21 protein-coding genes and 2 pseudogenes are annotated in these 20,495 nt (G+C 58.8%); 14 read left to right on the top strand and 9 right to left on the bottom strand.

Annotation, left to right across the window (positions count from 1 at the left end; all coding sequences use genetic code 11):
* The first annotated feature begins 45 nt into the window (after positions 1–45).
* The 3 genes from FHX09_RS12735 (at position 46) to FHX09_RS12745 (ending at position 2,861) form a co-directional block, all read left to right on the top strand.
* The gene (locus FHX09_RS12735) at positions 46–1,062 is read left to right on the top strand and encodes an ABC transporter substrate-binding protein (RefSeq protein ID WP_184450088.1); all 1,017 of its coding nucleotides are present in this window, start codon (positions 46–48) and stop codon (positions 1,060–1,062) included.
* Positions 1,063–1,154: 92 nt separating this feature from the next.
* Complete coding sequence (locus FHX09_RS12740) at positions 1,155–1,973, top strand: ABC transporter ATP-binding protein (RefSeq protein WP_184450090.1); 819 nt, start codon at positions 1,155–1,157, stop codon at positions 1,971–1,973.
* A gap of 12 nt (positions 1,974–1,985) precedes the next feature.
* Complete coding sequence (locus FHX09_RS12745; protein WP_007787814.1) at positions 1,986–2,861, top strand: ABC transporter permease; 876 nt, start codon at positions 1,986–1,988, stop codon at positions 2,859–2,861.
* Positions 2,862–2,921: 60 nt separating this feature from the next.
* Here FHX09_RS12745 and FHX09_RS12750 read toward each other — a convergent pair.
* From FHX09_RS12750 to FHX09_RS12760, 3 genes and pseudogenes are all read right to left on the bottom strand, one after another.
* Positions 2,922–4,333: pseudogene (locus tag FHX09_RS12750) on the bottom strand (sensor histidine kinase).
* A complete protein-coding gene (locus FHX09_RS12755; protein WP_132591275.1) occupies positions 4,326–4,991 on the bottom strand; it encodes a response regulator in 666 nt (221 codons plus the stop codon). The pseudogene FHX09_RS12750 and the gene FHX09_RS12755 overlap by 8 nt, the downstream one beginning before the upstream one ends.
* Before the next feature lie 527 nt (positions 4,992–5,518).
* Positions 5,519–6,397 (bottom strand): LysR family transcriptional regulator, encoded by an 879-nt coding sequence (locus FHX09_RS12760; protein WP_184450092.1) that lies wholly within the window; start codon positions 6,395–6,397, stop codon positions 5,519–5,521.
* 100 nt (positions 6,398–6,497) lie between these two features.
* Between FHX09_RS12760 and FHX09_RS12765 the strand changes: the two genes are divergently transcribed.
* Positions 6,498–7,583, top strand: a complete 1,086-nt coding sequence (locus FHX09_RS12765; RefSeq protein ID WP_184450094.1) for an alkene reductase — start codon at positions 6,498–6,500, stop codon at positions 7,581–7,583.
* A 189-nt stretch (positions 7,584–7,772) separates the two neighbouring features.
* On the opposite strand, the pseudogene FHX09_RS12770 reads toward FHX09_RS12765, so the two are convergent.
* The 5 genes and pseudogenes from FHX09_RS12770 to FHX09_RS12790 all read right to left on the bottom strand — a co-directional run.
* Positions 7,773–8,959, bottom strand: a pseudogene (locus tag FHX09_RS12770) (FtsX-like permease family protein); the annotation flags it as partial.
* A gap of 39 nt (positions 8,960–8,998) precedes the next feature.
* Complete coding sequence (locus FHX09_RS12775) at positions 8,999–9,685, bottom strand: transporter substrate-binding domain-containing protein (protein WP_132591279.1); 687 nt, start codon at positions 9,683–9,685, stop codon at positions 8,999–9,001.
* Between the two features lie 11 nt (positions 9,686–9,696).
* A complete protein-coding gene (hpaI, locus tag FHX09_RS12780; protein WP_132591281.1) occupies positions 9,697–10,461 on the bottom strand; it encodes a 4-hydroxy-2-oxoheptanedioate aldolase in 765 nt (254 codons plus the stop codon).
* A gap of 7 nt (positions 10,462–10,468) precedes the next feature.
* Positions 10,469–11,251 (bottom strand): 2-oxo-hept-4-ene-1,7-dioate hydratase, encoded by a 783-nt coding sequence (gene hpaH / locus FHX09_RS12785; RefSeq protein ID WP_132591283.1) that lies wholly within the window; start codon positions 11,249–11,251, stop codon positions 10,469–10,471.
* Positions 11,252–11,271: 20 nt separating this feature from the next.
* Positions 11,272–12,165 (bottom strand): dioxygenase, encoded by an 894-nt coding sequence (locus tag FHX09_RS12790; protein WP_184450096.1) that lies wholly within the window; start codon positions 12,163–12,165, stop codon positions 11,272–11,274.
* A gap of 252 nt (positions 12,166–12,417) precedes the next feature.
* Here FHX09_RS12790 and FHX09_RS12795 point away from each other — a divergent pair, with 252 nt between their 5' ends.
* The 10 genes from FHX09_RS12795 to FHX09_RS12840 are packed head-to-tail and all read left to right on the top strand — an operon-like array spanning position 12,418 to position 19,782.
* Entirely contained in the window at positions 12,418–13,155 is a 738-nt protein-coding gene (locus FHX09_RS12795) for a GntR family transcriptional regulator (protein WP_132591287.1), read from the top strand.
* Positions 13,155–13,976 (top strand): sugar phosphate isomerase/epimerase, encoded by an 822-nt coding sequence (locus FHX09_RS12800; protein ID WP_184450098.1) that lies wholly within the window; start codon positions 13,155–13,157, stop codon positions 13,974–13,976. Before FHX09_RS12795 ends, FHX09_RS12800 begins: the two co-directional genes overlap by 1 nt.
* 49 nt (positions 13,977–14,025) lie before the next feature.
* The gene (locus tag FHX09_RS12805) at positions 14,026–14,694 is read left to right on the top strand and encodes an amino acid ABC transporter permease (protein WP_132591291.1); all 669 of its coding nucleotides are present in this window, start codon (positions 14,026–14,028) and stop codon (positions 14,692–14,694) included.
* A gap of 9 nt (positions 14,695–14,703) precedes the next feature.
* The gene (locus FHX09_RS12810; RefSeq protein ID WP_184450100.1) at positions 14,704–15,354 is read left to right on the top strand and encodes an amino acid ABC transporter permease; all 651 of its coding nucleotides are present in this window, start codon (positions 14,704–14,706) and stop codon (positions 15,352–15,354) included.
* Between the two features lie 44 nt (positions 15,355–15,398).
* Positions 15,399–16,223 (top strand): transporter substrate-binding domain-containing protein, encoded by an 825-nt coding sequence (locus FHX09_RS12815; RefSeq protein WP_132591295.1) that lies wholly within the window; start codon positions 15,399–15,401, stop codon positions 16,221–16,223.
* 7 nt (positions 16,224–16,230) lie between these two features.
* Complete coding sequence (locus FHX09_RS12820) at positions 16,231–17,004, top strand: amino acid ABC transporter ATP-binding protein (RefSeq protein ID WP_165933126.1); 774 nt, start codon at positions 16,231–16,233, stop codon at positions 17,002–17,004.
* 12 nt (positions 17,005–17,016) lie between these two features.
* Positions 17,017–17,877 carry a shikimate dehydrogenase gene (locus tag FHX09_RS12825; RefSeq protein ID WP_132591299.1) on the top strand — a complete coding sequence of 287 codons (861 nt, stop codon included), beginning with the start codon at positions 17,017–17,019 and terminating at the stop codon, positions 17,875–17,877.
* Between the two features lie 16 nt (positions 17,878–17,893).
* Positions 17,894–18,262, top strand: a complete 369-nt coding sequence (locus tag FHX09_RS12830) for a 5-carboxymethyl-2-hydroxymuconate Delta-isomerase (RefSeq protein ID WP_132591301.1) — start codon at positions 17,894–17,896, stop codon at positions 18,260–18,262.
* 30 nt (positions 18,263–18,292) lie between these two features.
* Positions 18,293–18,742 carry a type II 3-dehydroquinate dehydratase gene (gene aroQ, locus FHX09_RS12835; RefSeq protein ID WP_132591303.1) on the top strand — a complete coding sequence of 150 codons (450 nt, stop codon included), beginning with the start codon at positions 18,293–18,295 and terminating at the stop codon, positions 18,740–18,742.
* Between the two features lie 5 nt (positions 18,743–18,747).
* Positions 18,748–19,782 carry a Gfo/Idh/MocA family oxidoreductase gene (locus FHX09_RS12840; RefSeq protein ID WP_132591304.1) on the top strand — a complete coding sequence of 345 codons (1,035 nt, stop codon included), beginning with the start codon at positions 18,748–18,750 and terminating at the stop codon, positions 19,780–19,782.
* Between the two features lie 242 nt (positions 19,783–20,024).
* Here the strand turns inward: FHX09_RS12840 and FHX09_RS12845 are convergent, their stop codons facing one another.
* On the bottom strand, positions 20,025–20,405 hold the full coding sequence (locus FHX09_RS12845; RefSeq protein WP_007787828.1) for a helix-turn-helix domain-containing protein: 381 nt from the start codon (positions 20,403–20,405) through the stop codon (positions 20,025–20,027).
* Positions 20,406–20,495 lie beyond the last annotated feature (90 nt).

A 20,495-nucleotide genomic window follows, 5' to 3' on the forward strand; every position in this document is an offset into this window, starting at 1 on the left:
CCGTGTGTTATTGGCGATGCTGAAATTATCAGGAGGATACAGTCTATGCGTTGTACACGCGCACTTCTTCATTCCGCTCTCATTTCCGCCTTCTTTGCCGGCGCCGCCATGGCAACCGCAAATTCGGCCAATGCTGCTGACAAGATCACAATCATGGTCGGCGGCTACGAAAAGCAGATCTATTTGCCGGCAAAGCTCGCCGAGGCGCTTGGCTATTTCAAGGAGGAAGGCCTCGACGTCGAACTTCTGAATGAGGCTGCAGGCGTTGATGCAGAAAATCAGCTGCTTGCCGGCGCCGTGCAGGGGGTTGTCGGCTTTTATGATCATTGCGTTGATCTGCAGGCGAAAGGCAAGTTCGTCGAATCCATCGTCCAGTTCAGCCAGGCGCCGGGCGAGGTTGTGCTTGTTTCGAGCAAGCACCCTGAAATCAATGCCCCCAGCGAATTTAAGGGCAAGACGCTCGGCGTGACGGGGCTTGGTTCCTCGACCAATTTCCTGACCCTTTACATGGCCTCGAAGGCTGGGTTGCAATCCGGAGATGTCGTCACCGTTCCCGTGGGCGCAGGAGGCACCTTCATCGCCGCCATGCAGCAGGATCAGATCCAGGCGGGTATGACGACGGAACCGACAATTTCGCGCATGGTCAAGACCGGCGAGGCATCGGTTCTCGTCGATATGCGCACCGTCGAGTCCACACGCAAGGCGCTCGGCGGCACCTATCCAGCTGCCTCTCTTTACATGGAAACGGCCTGGGTCGACGCACATAAGGAGGACGCTCAGAAGCTTGCCAATGCGTTCGTAAAAACCCTGAAATTCATCAATACGCATTCTGCCGCCGAGATCGCCGAAAAAATGCCGAAGGATTTCTACGTCGGTGACAAGGACGGCTATATCGCCGCGCTCGGCGCGGGCAAGGGTATGTTCACGCCGGACGGCGTCATGCCGGAAGACGGCCCGAAGACCGTTCTTGCCGTACTCTCGGAATTCTCCAAAAACGTCAAGGGCAAGCAAATCGACCTTTCGAAGACCTATACGACGGAATTCGTGAAGAACGTCGACTAAGCGCCCCTTCGCTGCGCGTCCGGTCGAGCCGGAACCGGTTCCCTTGAACAAAAGCACCCGTATGCGCCGATAGGCATGCGCGAGGATATCTCATGACAGAGCATATAACCCATGATCCAGCGATCGAATTGATCAATGTGAATCGCCGCTTCGTTTCCCCGACCGGCAAGTCTCTCACAGCGCTTCGCGATTTCAACATGACTGTCGAACGCGGCGAGTTCGTCGCCGTGGTCGGCCCGACGGGTTGCGGCAAGTCGACGACGCTCAATCTTGTCACCGGCCTTGCGCGACCGAGCGCCGGCGAAGTCCGCCTGATGGGCGGGCCTGTATCTGGCATCGATCCGCGCGTCGGCTTTGCCTTTCAGACTGACGCTCTTTTTCCCTGGAAGAACGTGATCGACAATGTAATGGCCGGCCCCTTGTTCCGTGGCAAGCGGCGCGACGTTGCGGAAGCATCGGCCAAGCGCTGGCTGGCGCGCGTCGGCCTTTCGAAGTTCATGAACCACTATCCTCATCAATTGTCCGGCGGCATGCGCAAGCGCGTCTCGCTTGCTCAGACTTTCATCAACGAGCCGGAAATCCTGCTGATGGATGAACCCTTTTCTGCACTGGACGTGCAGACACGCACCGTCATGCACGAGGAATTGCTGAAACTATGGGCTGAGCGCAAGGCATCAGTGGTATTCGTCACGCACGACCTTGAGGAAGCTGTCGCTCTTGCCGACAAGGTCTATGTCCTGACCGCCGGGCCTGCGACTGTCAAATCGGTCTACAAAATCGACCTGCCGCGGCCGCGCGTCGTGTCGGAAATCCGGTACGAACAGCAATTCATCGACTACTGCAAGACCATCTGGGATGATCTGCGACAGGAGGTCGAAACCAGTTATCGCCGCGCGAGCGAAGCCGCATAGGAGGATCTAGTAATGGCAAACGTTACCATGGAGACAACCGGCACCGTTTTTCGCCCCGGCACGTCTGACGCCGAAATTGAAGCGACGGCGCTGAAGTCCATCAAGCGTCGCAAGCAGACGGTTTTGTTCTGGCAGATCGCTATTCTCGTCGCGACACTCGGGCTTTGGGAGCTGTCCTCCACAATGCTCTGGATCGACCCGTTTTTCTATGCAAGCCCAAGCGCGATCGCAGAACGGCTTTACGACTGGGCGCTCAACGGCACGACGGAAGGTTCACTTTGGTATAACCTGTGGGTGACTATGCAAGAAGCATTGATCGGCTTTTTCGCCGGCTCGATCACGGGCGTATTCGTTGGCGTCGGTCTTGGCCGCAACCGCTTCCTATCGGACATCTTTTCCGTTTACATCAAGGCGATCAACTCGATCCCGCGCGTTGTGCTTGCACCGATCTTCATCATGATCATGGGCCTTGGCTTGCCATCCAAAGTCGCGCTCGCTTTCATCATGGTGTTCTTCGTGGTTTTTGCAAACGCTTTCCAGGGCGTGCGGGAGGCAGACCGCAACATGATCGCCAATGCGCGTATTCTTGGCGCCTCCAATTGGCAGGTAACCCGCAATGTTATCGTTCCATCGGCGATGAGTTGGATCTTCGCCAGCCTGCATGTTTCGTTCGGCTTTGCGATTATCGGCGCAATCGTTGGCGAATTTGTCGGCGCCCGCTTTGGCATTGGTCAGCTGATTTCGATTGCCAAGGGCACGTTCGATGCCGCTGGCATGTTCGCGGCGATCATCCTCGTGATGATCTTTACGCTGGTTGCAGAGGCAATCATGACCGTGATCGAGAACCGCCTGGCCAAATGGCGGCCACAGCAGGTTGACGTTCAGTAATCCTCCCAAGCATTGCTGGAACGCAGAAAGGGCCGGGTGCACGCTCGGCCCTTTTGGTTTTTACTGTCCAAGCGGCAATGCTACACGGACAAGAAGTCCTCCGGCTTTTCCATCTCTGAGTTCGATCGTGCCGCCGGCGCTATCGACCACTTCCCGCACGATTGCCAATCCGAGGCCGCTACCTTCGGTCTGTGTGCCCATCACTCGATAGAAGCGTTCGAATACCTGCGCGCGCTCGCCTTCGGGAATTCCCGGGCCGGTATCTTCGACCATCAGGATTGCTGTATTTTGGAGCGATTTGACAGCAACGGTCACCGAGCCGCCAGGCGGCGTATAGCGCAGAGCATTGTCGACCAGGTTCACCACCAACTCGCCGAGCATGGTGGCATCGCCGGTCACATTCACTGGACCGCCATTGTCGAAACCGAGATCGATGCCGCGTTTCAAGGCTTCTTCGGCGATATTTTCGAGCACGGAACGTGTGAGGGACGCCAGGTCGGTATTGTCCAAGCGTGGACGGAGGTTTCCGGGCTCGGCCCGCGAAAGGGCAAGCAGCTGCCCGGCCAGCCGGGTAACTTGACGCGTGCTTTTCTGCAGAGCCTGAAGTGCTTCATCGCGTTGACGAATGTCAACTTCCCTGGCCGCCACGGCAGCCTGCGTCGCGATCAGCGCCAGCGGGGTTCGCAATTGGTGAGCGGCGTTGGCAACAAACCGCCGCTGAGCCGCCATCTGATTTTGCACGCTCTCCATATGGTCGTTCAAGGCGTGAACGAGCGGCTGCAGTTCTGTCTGCACCATGGATGTCGGAAACGGATCGAGGCGGTCACGACCACGTTGGCGCACAGCGTCTCGCAGACGCAATATGGGCGAAAGTCCTCGCTGGAGACCGATGATGGTGACAAGGCCTGCCAGTAGGACAAGCGCAAGCTGTTTGCGAAACCGGAAAGCCACAGCTGGCGTCGAATTGCATATTGGCTGCCATGAGTGACACCGACCGTCACAGCAATCGTTCCGTCGCCCCCAAGTCCCACGACTGGATGGTCAAGCATGAGGGCACGAATGCCGTGATCACGAAATGTCAGATCCTCGCCCTTCAGCGCAACGAGCGGCGTTGGCAGATCGGGATATCCTGAGAGCAGGTTGCCCCAGGGCGTGGTCACTCGATAGAACACCTGATCGCCGAAACCCGTGTCAAACATCTCCAATGCGGCGGGGGGAATTTCGACCTCAACGGAGCCACTGTGGTCGACGTGCACGGCCTCGGCAATGACACGAGCCGATGCCAGCAAAGTGCGATCGGCGACGAGCTGGGCGGCGGCTGTGGCAGAACGGAAGCTCAAATAGAGGTTGACGCAGATTGCCCCGGCTAGCGTCAAGACGACCCATGAGACCAGCTGGACGCGCAGGCTGCGCCTTAGCCGAGCAATTCCGCCTCTCAGCCTTCGGGCGAGCGATCCTGAGCTGCTAAACATGGCGCAACAGATAGCCAAGGCCGCGCAGTGTTACGATCTGGATGGAGCTGCCTTCAAGCTTCTTTCTCAGTCGATGGACATAGATTTCGATTGCACTCGGATCGGCGACGTCGTCGAAGCCAAAGACACCTTCGGAAAGAGATGTTTTCGTCACGGTCGCCCCCGCTTTCATCATCAGGTGCTCGAGCACGGCGTGTTCGCGGGGCGTGAGCTGTAGTGGTTGGCCACTCAGCGAAAATTGTCGTGTTTTGCCGTCAAGGATTAGCTCTCCAACCGCAATTTGTGGCGCGGCGACGTCATGACCACGTCTGATGACCGCGCGGATTCTCGCTTCAAGCTCCGCAATTTCAAACGGCTTGGCGAGATAGTCGTCCGCACCGCTATCAAGACCCGCAACACGACCTTCGAGACTGGCGTTTGCAGTGAGAATGATGACGGGCACCTTGTTGCCGGCGCGCCGCAACTGCTTCAAGACCGTCATGCCGTCCAACTTGGGAAGGGAGAGATCGAGGATAACGGCCGAATAGGTCGCAAGACGTAGCATATGCTCAGCGTCAGAGCCGTCCGCAGCGATATCTACAGTGTACTGCGTTTGTCTGAGGGCCTTTGCGAGCCAGGCAGCAAGGTCGGCGTTGTCTTCCACAATAAGCAGGCGCATTTTCTGTGCTCACGTCAACAGGCAACCACCAACCTATCATTGGTCAATGCTGATCAGAACTCCTTGGAATGACAATCTTCCGCCCTGCCTATTTTCCCACGATCGTGACGGGTTTGTCACGTTGTCAGCGATAGGTTGGAGTAGCGACGTCAGACGCCTCGCGCCTGCGACCGCTCATGATGCACTTACTGCATGCCGCTGAGACACTCAGCCGGTTCCGCAAGAAGGTCGCAAAGCGTGGCGAGGCCTCGTCAATGCCGGTGATGGGGCAATGCATGAGCCGCGAAAGATCGCCAAAGTCTGTGTTACGCGGTGGAATTTTTTTGAGCCGCTCTATCCGAGTACCGCGAGGCGACTGGCCTTTAAACAGATCGGCGACGGTGCCGGGGCGGGTCGCTGTCGCAATCTTGATGCCGTTTGGCACGTTTCCGCTTCGGCGAGGACGAACGGACCGGACGTTCGTGCAGATTGAACAGAGCCAGGACGTTGTTTAGACCGGCGACGACGTCGTGCTGGCCGACGCCGCATCAGTTAGCCTCCCGAAGCCGCTCCTTCACGAAGTCTATGAAACGTTGTGTCTTCGCAGGCAGCAGCCGCGTCTCCGTGACCGCGAAGATCGGCTGCGCCGCGCCCTGCCAATCCGGCAGGATGCGCTGTAGCCTCCCTGCCGCGACGTCATCGGCGACGATCCGTTCAGGTAGGAATGTAATGCCCATCCCCAATACTGCCAGCTTGCGGATCATCGAGACGCTGTTCACACGAAAGCGGCTTTCGACCTTGGGATCGGCGGTACCTGCAGCGGAATGTACGGGCCAGCTCGGCATGGTGGGCATCGTCAGACACTGGTGCTGCTCGAGATCTGCCGGCTTCGAGGGCTCGCCGTTGACCTGAAGATATTCCGGTGCAGCGTAGAACTGTGCGGAAATCCGGGTGATAACGCGGCTGATGAGCGTTGCGTTTTCGGGCGCTCTCATTCGGATCGCCAGATCGAAAGGCTCTCCAACGAGGTCCACGTTGCGCGGCGTCAGATCGAAATCGAAGCTGATCCCGGGATAGAGTGCTGCGAATTCCGGTAGCAACGGCGCGACGTATGTCGTCGCGAAATCGACGGGCAACGAAACTTTCAGAACGCCTGTGGGCTGCGCGACCATGTCGCCAAGCTCCTCGTAGGCAATTCGAGCTTCGTCGACGATGCGGCTGCACCGCTCGTAGTAGAGCTGCCCGGCTTCGGTGAGTTCAATCTTGCGCGTTGTCCGGTTGAGCAACCTTAACCCGATGCCTTCCTCAAGGAGAGCGATCCGACGCGAAAGGGTCGAGTTCGGCATTCTAAGAACGGCGGCAGCACGGCGGAAGTTCCGCGTCTTCACCACCTCGACGAACAGTGCCATGTCGTTCAGGTAATCCAAAGCATTGCTCCACTGGATGGATAATGTTTCCCATTTTCCTAGGGTTATCCCGTTGGATGAGCAAGTCCATATGAGGGTGACCAACGAAGGAAAAACGGCAATGAGCGATATCTTTACACCTGTCACCCTGGGCGGCATTGAACTTCAGAACCGTCTCGTCATGGCGCCCATGACCCGGTCCCGCGCGAATGCCGATGGCACACCAAGCAAACTGGCCGCCGAATACTATGCGCAGCGGGCAGCCGTCGGCCTGATCGTCACCGAGGGCACGCAACCCTCCGACGATGGGCAAGGATACCTCACAACTCCGGGCATCTACACGGACGCCCATGTCGAAGGATGGAGGAAGGTGGCCGACGCCGTCCACAACAACGGCGGCCGCATCTTCGTGCAGCTGATGCATGCGGGCCGCATGTCGCATCCCGACAATACGCCGCATCATCGTCAGGGCGCAGCGCCTTCGGCCATTGCGCCGGGCGTTCCCATGTTCACGCCCACGGGCATGCAGGACATTCCCACACCACGCGCCATGACGACGGACGAGGTTCGTCAGACCGTGGCTGACTTCCGAGACGCTGCACGTCGCGCGATCGAGGCCGGAGCGGACGGCGTCGAAGTTCATGGCGCGAACGGCTATCTGGTGCAACAGTTTCTCGCCCCCAGCGCCAACACCCGCACCGATGAATACGGTGGCTCGATCGAGAACCGTTCCCGTTTCGCGCTGGAAGTCGCCAGAGCGATCGCGGAAGAGATCGGCGCCGACCGTACCGCCATCCGTTTGTCACCCGGCATCACGATGTGGGGTATCGACGAGGGTACCGAGGGGTCGGCCCTCTACCGTCACCTCGTTGGCGCACTCGACAAGCTAGGACTGGCGTACCTTCATATCATGCACAGCGGCGTCGAAGAACGATTGGTGGACATTCGCAAGCTTTGGCATCGAGCCCTGATCATCAACAGACCCGGACGTCCTCGCGATGAGATCGGCGCAGACATAGCCACAGGACTGGCCGATCTCGAATCTTATGGCCAGATGGCGTTGGCTAACCCGGACTTCATCGATCGGCTGAAGGTTGGGGCGCCAATGAATGAGGCTGACCGCGCGACGTACTTCGGTGGGACAGAGAGGGGCTTCACGGACTATCCCACATTGATCGATGTGGCGACGGACAAGGAAGCCGTCTGATGAAGCGGGACAGCTCGATCACATGGGGCGCGCGTTGAAAAGAATTCGTTCCGACGAACAGCAGGAGCAGATAGGGCAGGAGCGGGTGGATATGAAGGCGAGACATAAGAATTGACTTCCCAATATCGTCCGAACCGATGGTTGGAACCGTTCGCGTGGGAGTTAAGCAGAGTGCAGAATTGTCTCCGGTCACCCGCGGAGTGCCGGTGCTGGCGGCTGGCGGTAGGCGAGGATGGCGGGCACGGATGAAATCAGTGCCGCAAAGGCAAACAGCGCTGCTGCGAACCCGGCGTCTTCGCGCGCGAAGCCCACGGGCATCATGACGCCGCTGCCGCCTGCCACGATGCCGGCGATCGCTAGTGCTGCCGCGTAGCCGAGCGCAAAGCCGAGAACCAAGCCCAAGGCCACCAGCACGAACAGCTCCAGCCAGACGATCGAAAACAGTGCCCGTCGCGGTGCACCGAAGGCTCGGAGCGCACCGATCTGCCGCCGCCGCTGGCCAACATGCATGACAGTGACCAGCAGCAGGGACGCGGCGACCAGTGTCTGCGATCCGGCGGCAACGGCAAACAGCACGCGCTTGGCGTCACCAAGTGTCGCATAGAGCCGGGTCAGCACCTCGGCCGGGAAAACCGCGACTGTCGCGCCGGCGCGGTATTGCTGCCTGAGCTTATAGGCGTCGGCGATGGTCTTAGGTTTCACCAGAATCGCTGGCAGGCCGGGAACAGCTGCGTCCCAGGTTTCATCGACGGGCGCATCCGGATCAACGGCATGATGCTCGTCTTCTGCATGGATCTCGACCACCTGGTCATGCTCGTCGTGGTGATCGCTCTCCTCGACCTCATCGTGGTGGCCGCCCATGCCATGGATATGCCAGACGGCCTGGATCGGCGCCAGCACGGCGCGATCCCAAGCAGTGCCCGTTGGCTTCAGACGGCCAACGACATGATAGGCAGGTTGGGTATGGGTATGTCCCCCTTCCTCCGCCGAGCCGTGCATTGGCTTGATCTGGTCGTCCAGCTTGAGGGTGACGCTTGCGCCGATCACGGCCTCGCCCTCTCTGGCAAACATCTTGCCGTCGCTCAGGCCGCAGTGAGACTGTGTACCAACGCCGTCGTCGTGCCGACGATCGGGTAGCCCCTGAAGGAATCGCCGAAGCCGATCGGGGCGGCCCAGGCGACACGCGGATCGGCAGAGAGAGCGGTCAGCACCTGGCCGTCCATCAAGGGCAGCGGCGAAGCCTGGAGGAAGACGCAGGAGAGTACCAGCTGGTTCTCGCTGCCGGCAGCCCCGATAACCAGGTCGAACCTGTCGGCGGCGCGCGCGCTGCCCAGCCGCAACGCCCGCTCCTGTAGCGTAACGGCAACCCCGAGCGCGTCTGGTCGTTTGGGACTTTGTGCGATCGTCCTGGTAAGTCAGACGTCTCCTTGCCCAGTGGATGTCGCCAAACGCTGCACGAAGTCCGCGATGAAGAGCGAGGCGTTGGTGGCCCGTTTGTGCACCGCGATCGTCTGAGGAATTCGCGAAAACACTCCGTCTACCATCCGGAAGCCTTCCATCCGCTCCGAGGCGTTGAAGAGGAATTCGGTCAGTCCAGCCGCCGCGTCGCATTCTCGGTCGGCGAGAAAGTCGAGAGCCGCCGTGGGGCTGTCGGCATGTAGCACCGTCGCTCGTTTGAGTGTTCGCTCAAGCTGCTTCGTATAGGCGGCGCTACGCGCGGAAGCGATGCGAATTCCGGTGCAATCCAGCTCGTCCGCCGTCCGGTAAGGTGAAGCTACCGGAACCAGGTAGGTGGCTTCGACCGAGATATAGGGAGGCGAGAAGCTGAAGCGATCGGTTCTTGATGGGTCTGACGCCATGAAGGCGATGTCCCACTCACCGCCGTCGGCAGCGCAAAGAATATCCGCAGCCGATCCGTATCGCATCAGAGAAAGCCCTCTATTAAGTTCGTGGGCGATCCTATCCGCAATTTCCGCGCTAGGTCCCACTAAGGCGCGGGCGTTTTCGTCCCAGCGAATCAACGCTGTGTTCGACATGTTGACGGCGGCCCTAATGGTTCCAGCCGGTGCTATCTCCGACCGGACCTGCTCCAGATTGAACATGCTACGTCTCCCTAGCGCGAAAACCTGGACGCGAGTGCTTCCGATCCTCTGGCAAGGAGGGCAACGTCTACGCCAACCGCCGTGAATAGCGTTCCCTGCGCAATGCAGCGAGCCGCAAGCTTCTCGTCAGCCGTCAAGATGCCCGAAGGCTTACCGACGGCTTTCAAGCGCGCGATCGCATTCTCGATTGCCGAAACTACCTCGGGATGTCCTGGTTGGCCAGGATGGCCGAGGCTGGCTGCCAGGTCCGCCGGACCGATGAAGATCCCGTCGACTCCGTCGACCTCTGCAATGGCTTCAAGCTGATCGAGCGCCTCTCGTGTCTCGATCTGCAGCAAGAGGCAGATGTCCTGTTCCGCAATCTGTGCGTAGTTCGGCACGCGCCCGAAACGGGTGGCGCGGGTGAGGGCGGATACGCCACGAATTCCTCGCGGTGCGTAACGAGTCGCGGCCACGGCCGCCTTCGCCTCCTGTTCATTCTGCACATATGGAATGAGAAGCGTCTGGACGCCAATATCCAGAAAACGCTTGATCAATACAGGGTCGTTGAAGGCCGGGCGCACCACGGGGGAGACGTCGTACGGCGCGATCGCCTGCAACTGTGGAAGCACAGTGAGGACGTCGCTGGGAGAATGCTCGGTATCGAAAAGCAGCCAGTCGAAACCGGACGGTGCGACGATTTCCGCTGTATAGCTGCCCGGAAGGCCGCACCACAATCCGATCTGACTTTGACCGGCCTGGAGTTTTCGCTTGAAGCTGTTTACGGGAAGTTCCATTAGATCCTCACACGAATGAGACGCCGATTGAGCCGACGGGGCCATAGTCGGCCTGGATCACGTCGCCCTGGGCGATGTCCACAGGGCGGGTGAAAGAGCCGGCCAGCACGATCTGCCCCTTTTTCAAACCGCCGCCCACTGCATGGAGCTTGTTTACCAACCAAGCGATCCCCGCCGCCGGATGGCCCATGATTGCGGCAGAAACACCGGATTCCTCGATAATGCCGTTCTTCGAGAGGGTGGCGCCCACCCAGCGGATGTCGATGTCCATGGGGCGAATGATGCGACCCCCTACAACGATCGCCCCAAAAGCGGCATTGTCAGCGATCGTGTCGGTGATCGCCCTCGGAACCTCGGTGCGATAGTCGATGATCTCGAGAGCCGGAACTACGAATTCAGTCGCCCTCATCACGTCGTAGATCCGCGTACCGGGCCCCTCAAGATCCTCGCCCATCACAAAGGCGAGCTCGACTTCGAGGCGGGGTTTGATAAAGAGGTCCGCCTTGATCTGTGCTCCGTCGTTGAAGAGGGCGTCGTCGAGGATGACACCATAGTCGGGCTCGGTCATCTTGGATGCCATCTGCATCGCGCGCGACGTAAGGCCGATCTTGTGGCCTACGACCCGAGCACCCTTCGCAGTCCGAGCCTGCGCCCAGAGCGCTTGAATTTTGTAGGCGTCTTCAAGCTCCAGACCGGGGTAGGTCTTGCTCGGTTGAACGATTGGCTTGCGGTCGGTTTCTGCCTTCAGAAGGGCGTTGGCCGCCTCTTGGCGTTCCTGTTCTGTGATCATCGGTTCGGCTCTGTCGTTGGTCATTTGATTGGTGGGCGCGGTAGCACGGCTTCGCCGGGCTCCATGACGTAGGTGTAGTCGAGTGAGAACCAGGGGCCGCCGACGCCGGGTTCGGACGGATGCGGTTCGTGATGGAGGACGAAGTCGCCGGTCAGGGCTGCCGTCACTCCAAACTGAACGTCGGAATCGATGTTCGGATCGCTTGGATCGAAGACCTGGGAAATCAGCGTCTTGTATCCCTGCTTGAAGATCAGGGCGTGAAGATGCGCTGGTCGGTTCGGGTGACGTCCCTGCGCCTTTAACAGTCGGCCGACGACGCCGTCGACGGGGATCGGGTATCCGACCATCTTCACGGTCCTGAACCAGAAGCGGCCGCCGACGTCTGTGGTGAACTTGCCCCGAAGGTTCATCTCAGCCTGATCGGGATCCTGATTTTCATAGAGCCCAACAGGAGAAGCATGCCAAACGTCGACCTCGGCACCAGCGATCGGCCTGCCGTCCCGGTCTACCACCCTGGCGCGGACATATAGTGGCGTGCCTGGCGTGTCGGAGCGGACGATCGTACCGCCGTTTTCGACACGGGGAGAGTTCAGGCGCCAGAACGGGCCGAGAAGAGACTGCGACGTCTCCGTCTGGCCGCCGTCGCCGTTGTTCAAAAGGCAAACCAGCGAGGATACGCCGAGGGATCCGGCCATGAGAACAAACTCGTTGTGGCTGTCCGTCTGCAGTTGTCCGATCTCGTTGAGTATTGCCGTAGCTTCGCGGAACTCGGCTTCGGACAATTTCACCTCCCGCACGAATGCATGGAGATGCTTCACCATCGCTCCGAGGATTTCTCGCAGGCGTGGATCCTCGGTTTTGTTCATCACCGCGAGGACGGCAGGCGTCAACTCGCCTTCAGTTTTTATGGCCATAGGGCTACCTCCCAATGGCTCCGACTATTAAAAATAATCGATTATTTGTCAATGAGTGTTACGACGACCTTTTCCGCGGGTGGGGAGGAAATTGGCTCATCATTACATTAAGATATTGAAGATATTGACTTAAAGTCATGAAGCAATCTGGCTTTAGCTACAAAACGGACTCGCCTTCGTTTTCTCGTTGACATGAATAATCGTTTATCATATCGATCATCGACAGTTGATCAAAATTGCTAGGGAGTAGGGATGAGCTCGACCGACGACAGCGCCTCTGCGCCAATGACAGACGAGGAGACAGTGTCCGCGGGTTTTTCCGATGATGGCAAGAACACTATCGGAAGCCAGCTGGCGTCGCGTCTGCGCGAGGCGATCATCTCTGGCGAGCTGAAGGCCGGCAGCAAGATCAATCTCGACAAGGCGCGACGCACGTTCAACGTTAGCTTAAGCCCTCTGAGGGAGGGACTTGCCCGCCTCATCTCCGACGGCCTGGTGGAGTTTCAGGACAACCGCGGCTATCGCGTAGCTCCGATCTCGCTGGCGAATCTGGAAGAAATCACGACGCTGCGCGAAGAGCTCGAAGTCTTCGCGCTGCGGGAATCCATACGTATCGGCGATGTCGAGTGGGAGAGCAATATAATGCGCTCGCTCCATCGCCTGAACCGCACGGATCGAGATGCCTCACGGCCTGAGACGCTTGAGCAATGGGAGGCACTTCACCGGGAATTCCATCTCACGCTCATTTCCGGCTGCGGCAAACCGCTCCTGTTGCATTTCTGCGGCCTCTTGCTGAACCTGAATGATCGATACCGCCGGGTCTTCCTCATCAGGACTTCCGGCGACCGGAACGTCGGGCAGGAGCACAGCGAGATTGCGCAAGGAGCGGTCGCGCGGGATATCGAATACGCCAGCGAGAAACTGCGACAGCACATTCACCGCACTGGGACGAACCTTCGAAATCATCTCGCGACGAAAGGGATCGTGTGATGGTGGTGCCTGGATCAAAATCAGAGCAAAAGATTGGCGTGGCGCACTTCTCCGCCATCTCCCTGACGCCGAGCGATTTTGCGAAGGCCGCAGCGGGGGCGGGCTTTTCCAGGGTTGGACTGAGGCTGAATCCGGCCTTTCCTGGTGCACCGTACTACGAGCTGCCTGTAGGCGGCCGCGCAGCGGAAGAATTGAAAGCCGTACTGCGCGGCGAAGCGCTCGAGGTCTTCGATATCGAGTTCTTCGTCATCGATCCCTCGTTCAACGCCTCGTCTCTAGAACCCATAGTGGCTGCGGCTGCCAACATCGGAGCCAAACGTCTAAGCGCGTGCGGCGACGATCCGGAACGGAGCAGGCTACAGTCGAACTTCACCGAATTCTGCGGCCTTGCAAGCGGCTACGGATTGGCAGTCGATATCGAGAACATGGGCTGGCGGACGGTCAGAACCTTCGCTGACAGCGTCAATCTCCTGAAATCGAGCGGCGCGCCCAATGCCGGCGCACTCGTTGACGGAGTGCATTTCTTCAGGAACGGCGGAACGTTGACATCGCTGCGCGCCGAGATCGACAGGGTCAAGCACGTCCAGTTGTGCGACGTCGCCGGACCCGCTCCGAGCACTGCCGAGGCCATGATCGCGGAGGCCCGAGGCAAGCGTCTTGCTCCCGGCGAGGGCGAATTGCCGCTGGGTGAACTGGTTGCAATAGCCGACGGGGCCGCATCGGTCTCGGTCGAAGTACCTCTTCCAGGCTCGGCAGACGCGGAGGAGCATTTGAAACGCCTGTTCGAAGGGGCCTTACGAATACTTAAGCTGGATCGGTAATCGCGGCGCCGGCGGGGCGAGAGCCGCGCCGAGTGGAGGAAGCCAACACATGGGTTACAGGTTTGATTTTGGCGCGGTCTTCGACCGCGCCCCGGAATTGGTTTGGGGTTCGCTTGGAACGTTGGGTCTCGCCCTCGCCGGGATGCTGCTCGCTCTCGTGATCGGAATCCTGGGCGTTGCAGCAAGAACCTCGAAGACCGCGTGGGTTCGCGCTCCGGTCGTCGCGTTCGTCGAAGTCGTCCGCAACACGCCGTTCCTCGTGCAGATCTTCTTTATCTACTTCGCCCTTCCGCTTATGGGCATCCGCCTGAACCCGACGGTCACCGCAATCATCGCGCTGGGGATCAACGGAGGCGCCTACGCTATCGAGATCATCCGCGGGGGCGTTGAGAGCATCAACAAGGGACAGATCGAAGCTGGCTTTGCGCTCGGGCTGCACAAGGCCGACGTCTTCCGGCTCATCGTTCTCAAGCCGGCACTGCGGGCGATCTATCCATCTTTGACAAGCCAATTCGTGATGCTGACCTTGACCACGTCGGTGTGCACCTCGATCGCCGCATATGAGCTGACATCCGCGGCGCAACGCATCGAGTCCGATACGTTCCGAAGCTTCGAAGTCTACTTCACCGTGACCGCAATCTACCTGGTCATCTCAAGCCTAATGATGGGAATCTTCGCTCTGATCTCCCGTTCCTACTTCAATTATCCGACTCGATAGGAGGCGCTCATGGATTCCATCGGCGAAAACGAGCTGTTCTTCCTCCTGCAGGGTCTGAAATGGACCGTATTGCTGGCGATTATCGGTTTCACTGGCGGAGGCGTATTCGGCATTTTGATCGCGCTTATGCGCACGTCGAAGCATCGGTTCGCCCGGCTTGCATCATCTGGCTACATCGCGCTCTTCCAAGGCACACCGCTCCTGATGCAGCTCTTTGTCGTCTACTACGGCGTTGCCTTGCTTGGCATCGACGTCAATGCCTGGGTCGCTGTCGCGATCGCGTTCACTCTCCACGCGAGCGCCTTCCTCGGCGAGATATGGCGCGGCTCGATTGAAGCCGTTCCCAAAGGGCAGACCGAAGCCGCGAACGCTCTTGGCCTGCATTATGTCTCCCGAATGAAGGACGTGGTTCTGCCACAGGCTTTGAAGATCTCGATGCCTGCGACCATCGGCTTTCTTGTGCAGCTCATTAAGGGGACGTCGCTTGCGGCGATCGTGGGCTTCATCGAACTGACCCGGGCTGGTCAGATCATATCGAACCAGACCTACCGCCCGCTGCTCGTCTTCGGGATCGTCGGAATAATCTACTTCGTGATTTGCTGGCCTCTTTCCCATGTCGGAAGCGGCCTTGAGAAACGGATGGCAAAAGCCGCCCGCTAAACCTGCTTCGGCAGAAGTAAACAGCACAAGAGGAGGAAAGTGCAATGAATACCAATCGCAGGAAATTTCTCGGTCTAGCGCTTGCGACCGCTACCTTCGCCGCCGTTGGCGCTGCGGCAGCCACTGCGGCATCTGTTGAGGAGATCAAGTCGAAGGGAACGCTCGTCGTGGGCATCCAAGGTGACAACGCGCCTTGGGGCTTTGTGAACTCGAGCGGCAAACAGGACGGCTTCGATGCCGACGTGGCGACGCTGTTCGCCAAGGAGCTCGGCGTGAAAGTCCAGTTCCAACCGCTCGCGGTAGCGAACCGTATTCCCGCGCTGACGACCGGCAAGGTCGATATTCTCTTCGCCACGATGGCGATGACGCAAGAGCGCGCCAAGTCGATCCAGTACAGCAAGCCTTATGCGGCCAACACGATTTCGCTTTATGCCGCCAAAGCCGACACCGTGAAATCGCCGGCCGACGTGGCTGGTTGGGAAATAGGCGTGCCGAAGTCCAGCTCGCAGGACAAGGCCGTAACCGACGCGGTCGGATCAACGGCCACCCTTCGCCGCTTCGACGATGACGCGGCCACTATCCAGGCCCTGATCTCCGGACAGGTAAAGGCAGTGGGTGGCAATCAGTTCTACGGGCAGAGGCTCGATGCAGCCAGTGCCGGAACGTATGAACGAAAGATCGACTTCCTGACGACTTACAACGGCGTGGGAACGCGACTCGGCGAGCATGACTGGAACGAGACCGTCAACGCCTTCCTCGACAAGATTAAGGGCAACGGCGAACTCGCGGCCATTACCAAGAAGTGGATGGCAATCGATCTTCCCAAGTTCCCTGAATCCATCCCCAACATCCCGTTTACGGTCAAGTAAAGCATAAATGGAGGGCGCTGTGCTCAATTCTCCCAACGATCAATCGACCTTGATATCCCTGGATAAAGTGGAGAAATGGTACGGCTCCTTCCACGCCCTGAAGACCATCGATCTGTCGGTTCGCAAGGGAGAGAAGATTGTCCTTTGCGGACCGTCCGGTTCCGGCAAGTCCACCTTGATCCGTTGTATCAACGCCCTTGAGCCGATTCAGGGCGGCAATATCGTGGTGGAAGGTCAAGTGCTGGACGGCACCACCAAGGCGGTCGACGCCATTCGACGTGAAGTCGGAATGGTTTTCCAGAACTTCAATCTATTCCCGCACATGACCGTCCTGCAAAACTGCGCGCTTGCACCCATGAGAGTGCGGGGCGCAAGCCGTGCCGACGCAGAGAAGTTGGCTCGAAAATATCTCGAGCGCGTTCGCATCCTCGATCAGGCGGAAAAGTATCCAGCACAACTCAGCGGCGGACAGCAGCAGCGCGTCGCCATCGCCCGCGCCCTATGCATGGAGCCGAAAGCGATGCTTTTCGACGAGCCCACGTCCGCCCTGGATCCCGAAATGGTCAAAGAGGTTCTCGACACCATGATCGGCCTCGCAAGAGACGGCATGACTATGATCTGCGTGACTCATGAAATGGGCTTCGCCCGGCAAGTCGCTGACAGGGTCATCTTCATGGCTTCCGGAGAGATTATCGAGGACGCCGAGCCCGAAACCTTCTTCAAGAACCCCAAGCACGACCGGACGAGGGCATTTCTCGGCGAAATCCTTGCGCATCACTGATCGGGCAGAGACATGGACAACAACAAATTCCTGGTCGGCCTAATCGGTGCCGACATCCAAATGTCAAAGTCGCCGGCGCTCCATGAAACGGAAGGGCGCCACCTGGGACTTGATTACGAGTACGAGCTCGTGGACTTGATAGTGCGCGGATTGCCTCCTTCCGCGCTGCCAGATCTTCTGAACGAACTGGAAAGCCGCGGCTTTGCGGGAACCAACATCACCCACCCATGCAAACAGACCGTGCTGGCTCACCTGACGCGCCTGTCCGAAGATGCCGAGATGCTTGGAGCCGTAAACACGGTCGTGCTTCAGAACGGGGAGCGGATCGGACACAACACCGACTGGTATGGCTTCTACAAGAATTTCGAGTGCGGCTTGCCCAACGTCGCGAAGGCTCATGCTGTTCTGCTTGGCGCTGGTGGTGCTGGGGTGGCCGTCGCGCACGCTGCCGTGAAAGTTGGCATAGAAAAACTCTCGATTTTTGATCAGGACGAGCGCCGGGCCTCTACGCTCGCCGATCAGCTCAACGAGAGATTTTCAGGAGAGGTCGCAAGGACGGTCAGAGACGTCGGTGCTGCGCTCGCCGCCGCAGATGGCCTGATCCACGCCACGCCGACTGGCATGCGAAGCCATCCGGGGCTTCCGATAGATCCCGATTGGATACAGCATCGTCACTGGGTGGCGGATATCGTCTACATGCCTTTGGTGACCGAGCTCCTTGCACTGGCAAAGCAGAAGGGGTGCCGGACGCTCCCAGGAGGAGGAATGACCGTGTTTCAAGCGGCCGCGGCCTTCGAGCTCTTTACAGGCCTGTCGCCCGACACGGAGCGAATGTCGCGCCATTTCGACGAGCTGTGCCGAGTGACGGCCTGATCGGGGGGACTACTCCATGCCGCATATTATCATCGACTACAGCCGAGGCGCAGCGCAACGTATCGCCATCGACGAGTTGACCCGCGCGGTTCATCGCCGAGTCCGCGACGGTGGGCTGGTCAAGCCAACCGTGGTCCGCACGTTCGCCAGAGAAGCCACCGTCTCATGCGTCGGCGACGAGCATCCCGACAACCACTTTGTGCAAATAATCGTACGCTTGGCCCCAGGTCGTCCTCCGGAGGTCAAACGAGAGCTGCTGAAATCGGTGCTTGAAGCTGCGCGTGACGTCGCAGCTTCCGCACTGGAAACCGGTCGGCTTGGGCTTCGCGCAGATCTCTACGAATCCGACCCGAACTTCGCGTTTCAGGACATAGCGTTCGCCTGATCCCGGCAACGCCTAACAAGGACAAATGCAATGAGCCTCATCTACGTTCTCAACGGACCAAACCTAAACCTCCTCGGCAAGCGCCAGCCGCATATCTACGGGCACGAGACATTGGTTGACGTCGAGGCGGACTGCCGAAAGTTGGCGTCGGAACTGGGGCACGAGATCCGTTTCCATCAAAGCAACCGCGAATACGAGATCATCGACTGGATCCATCAGGCGCGCGAGGACGGTGCTGGCATTGTCATCAACCCGGCCGCGTTCACTCACACTTCGCTCGCTATCCTCGACGCACTGAATACCTTTGAAGGCCCCGTCATCGAGATCCATATCTCCAACGTCCACAAGCGCGAGAGTTTTCGCCACCACTCCTTCGTGTCCCACCGGGCCGACGGCGTCATCGCTGGTCTCGGTACCGAAGGCTATCAACTCGGCATCCGCAGAGTTGCGACCATGCTCAAGACCGAGAAGAAGGACTGATAGCGATGGCGACCCGGGTCAAGCTGGCAGTCCTTGGGGCGGGGCTAATCGGCAAGCGTCATATCAATCATGTGATGGAAGAGCCGGCCGCAGAGCTGACGGCAGTTGTGGATCCCACACCAGTCGGGCAAGCAATCGCTAGTGAGGCTGGTGTCAGATGGTTCCCCAGCTTTGCAGACATGATGATTTCCGAGCGCCCCGACGCAGTCATCATCGCGACGCCAAATCAGTTGCATGTCCAAAATGGGTTGGAAGCCGTCGAAGCCGGCGTACCGGCGCTGATCGAAAAGCCGTTCGCCCACGATATCGCCGCCGGCGAGAAGCTTGTGCAAATGGCGGAGGCCAAAGGCGTGGCGCTGCTGACGGGACATCACCGCCGGCATAATCCGATGATGCAGAAAGCGAAGGAGATCATCGACAGCGGGACGCTCGGTCGGATCCTGATCGTGAATGCGATGTTCTGGCTGTTCAAGCCGGACGAGTACTTTGATATCCACTGGCGGCGAGAGCGTGGAGCGGGGCCGGTCTTCCTCAACCTAATTCACGACATCGACAACCTCCGTTTCCTTTGCGGCGATATAAACGCCGTACAGGCGCATGAATCCAACGCAGTGCGGAGCAACGCCGTCGAGGAAACCGCGGTCATCCTCATCGAATTCAAAAGTGGTGTTCTCGGTACTGCTTCCGTGTCCGATTCCGTTGTCGCGCCGTGGAGCTGGGAGATGACGACGGGAGAAAATCCCGCTTACCCAAAAACCGAACAGACTTGCTACATGATCGGCGGAACACACGGATCTCTGGCCGTGCCGTCGCTGGAAATATGGCGCAATGCCGAAAAGCGAAGCTGGACCGAGGCATTTGAACGCGACAGGGCAGCATTCGAAAACGAGGATCCGCTTGTCATGCAGATCCGTCAGTTCTGCAAAGTCATTCGGGGCGAGGAAGCTCCTTTAGTCAGCGCTCGGGAAGGCTTGGAGACATTGAAAGTCATTGAGGCCATCAAGCGGTCGGCCGCGATGGAAAGACGCGTCGTCCTTTAGCCAGGAGTCCCGGCAAGCGGCGAGAAAACGCATAGCTGTTTCATAATAGAATCTTAACCCTGCGAAGCGCCTACGACTCAGTACGTTAGATAAATTTCAGAATGGGTCGTTGGTTCGCATCCCTTCAAGGCGACAGGTTCAGCTTGGCTCACTGTAGGTCACACGGCTGAGCACCTGAACAAGGGAAGGCGGAACACTCATTGATCGGCAATGCAACAGGCAGGGCCGGTTATCCATTCTCGCTAACTTGCTTCGCCATCATGCAAGGCACGATTTGCTTCGATTTCCTGCAGATGGTTCAGCACCCACATGGAGAGCTGTAACAGAGGGTCAGAGAGGGAGCGGCCGAGATCGGTCAGGCTGTACTCGACCTGCGGCGGTATGGTCGGGTAGACCTTGCGCCTCACCATCCCGTCGCGCTCCAAGGCTTTCAAGGTGCGGGTAAGCATCTGCTGGGAAATGCCGCCGATCAGCCGTTTCAGTTCGTTGAAGCGTCGCGGCCGCTCGGCCAGCATCGTGATTGCCATGACGGTCCACTTGTCGCCCATGCGGCCGAGGATCTCGTTGACCTTCCGGCAGCTCGGGTCGGTGCCCGGTTCATTGGGCGGGGTAGGCATATGCATGTGACCAGGCCTCGAAAATATGCGTTCTTGCGACGTTGGTGGTCAGTATATCAATTCTAGTCAGTAAAATATACCATCTCAGGAGTATGT

The organism is Rhizobium sp. BK538 (assembly GCF_014197575.1).
Classification (GTDB): domain Bacteria; phylum Pseudomonadota; class Alphaproteobacteria; order Rhizobiales; family Rhizobiaceae; genus Rhizobium.

What these genes read in the sequence shown, in the direction of transcription:
- FHX09_RS12735 (WP_184450088.1), top strand. Translation starts at nt 46, where the DNA reads ATGCGTTGTACACGCGCACTTCTTCATTCCGCTCTCATTTCCGCCTTC.
- FHX09_RS12740 (WP_184450090.1), top strand. Translation starts at nt 1,155, where the DNA reads ATGACAGAGCATATAACCCATGATCCAGCGATCGAATTGATCAATGTG.
- FHX09_RS12745 (WP_007787814.1), top strand. Translation starts at nt 1,986, where the DNA reads ATGGCAAACGTTACCATGGAGACAACCGGCACCGTTTTTCGCCCCGGC.
- FHX09_RS12755 (WP_132591275.1), bottom strand. Translation starts at nt 4,991, where the DNA reads ATGCGCCTGCTTATTGTGGAAGACAACGCCGACCTTGCTGCCTGGCTC.
- FHX09_RS12765 (WP_184450094.1), top strand. Translation starts at nt 6,498, where the DNA reads ATGAGCGATATCTTTACACCTGTCACCCTGGGCGGCATTGAACTTCAG.
- FHX09_RS12775 (WP_132591279.1), bottom strand. Translation starts at nt 9,685, where the DNA reads ATGTTCAATCTGGAGCAGGTCCGGTCGGAGATAGCACCGGCTGGAACC.
- hpaI (WP_132591281.1), bottom strand. Translation starts at nt 10,461, where the DNA reads ATGGAACTTCCCGTAAACAGCTTCAAGCGAAAACTCCAGGCCGGTCAA.
- hpaH (WP_132591283.1), bottom strand. Translation starts at nt 11,251, where the DNA reads ATGATCACAGAACAGGAACGCCAAGAGGCGGCCAACGCCCTTCTGAAG.
- FHX09_RS12790 (WP_184450096.1), bottom strand. Translation starts at nt 12,165, where the DNA reads ATGGCCATAAAAACTGAAGGCGAGTTGACGCCTGCCGTCCTCGCGGTG.
- FHX09_RS12795 (WP_132591287.1), top strand. Translation starts at nt 12,418, where the DNA reads ATGAGCTCGACCGACGACAGCGCCTCTGCGCCAATGACAGACGAGGAG.
- FHX09_RS12800 (WP_184450098.1), top strand. Translation starts at nt 13,155, where the DNA reads ATGGTGGTGCCTGGATCAAAATCAGAGCAAAAGATTGGCGTGGCGCAC.
- FHX09_RS12805 (WP_132591291.1), top strand. Translation starts at nt 14,026, where the DNA reads ATGGGTTACAGGTTTGATTTTGGCGCGGTCTTCGACCGCGCCCCGGAA.
- FHX09_RS12810 (WP_184450100.1), top strand. Translation starts at nt 14,704, where the DNA reads ATGGATTCCATCGGCGAAAACGAGCTGTTCTTCCTCCTGCAGGGTCTG.
- FHX09_RS12815 (WP_132591295.1), top strand. Translation starts at nt 15,399, where the DNA reads ATGAATACCAATCGCAGGAAATTTCTCGGTCTAGCGCTTGCGACCGCT.
- FHX09_RS12820 (WP_165933126.1), top strand. Translation starts at nt 16,231, where the DNA reads ATGGAGGGCGCTGTGCTCAATTCTCCCAACGATCAATCGACCTTGATA.
- FHX09_RS12825 (WP_132591299.1), top strand. Translation starts at nt 17,017, where the DNA reads ATGGACAACAACAAATTCCTGGTCGGCCTAATCGGTGCCGACATCCAA.
- FHX09_RS12830 (WP_132591301.1), top strand. Translation starts at nt 17,894, where the DNA reads ATGCCGCATATTATCATCGACTACAGCCGAGGCGCAGCGCAACGTATC.
- aroQ (WP_132591303.1), top strand. Translation starts at nt 18,293, where the DNA reads ATGAGCCTCATCTACGTTCTCAACGGACCAAACCTAAACCTCCTCGGC.
- FHX09_RS12840 (WP_132591304.1), top strand. Translation starts at nt 18,748, where the DNA reads ATGGCGACCCGGGTCAAGCTGGCAGTCCTTGGGGCGGGGCTAATCGGC.
- FHX09_RS12845 (WP_007787828.1), bottom strand. Translation starts at nt 20,405, where the DNA reads ATGCATATGCCTACCCCGCCCAATGAACCGGGCACCGACCCGAGCTGC.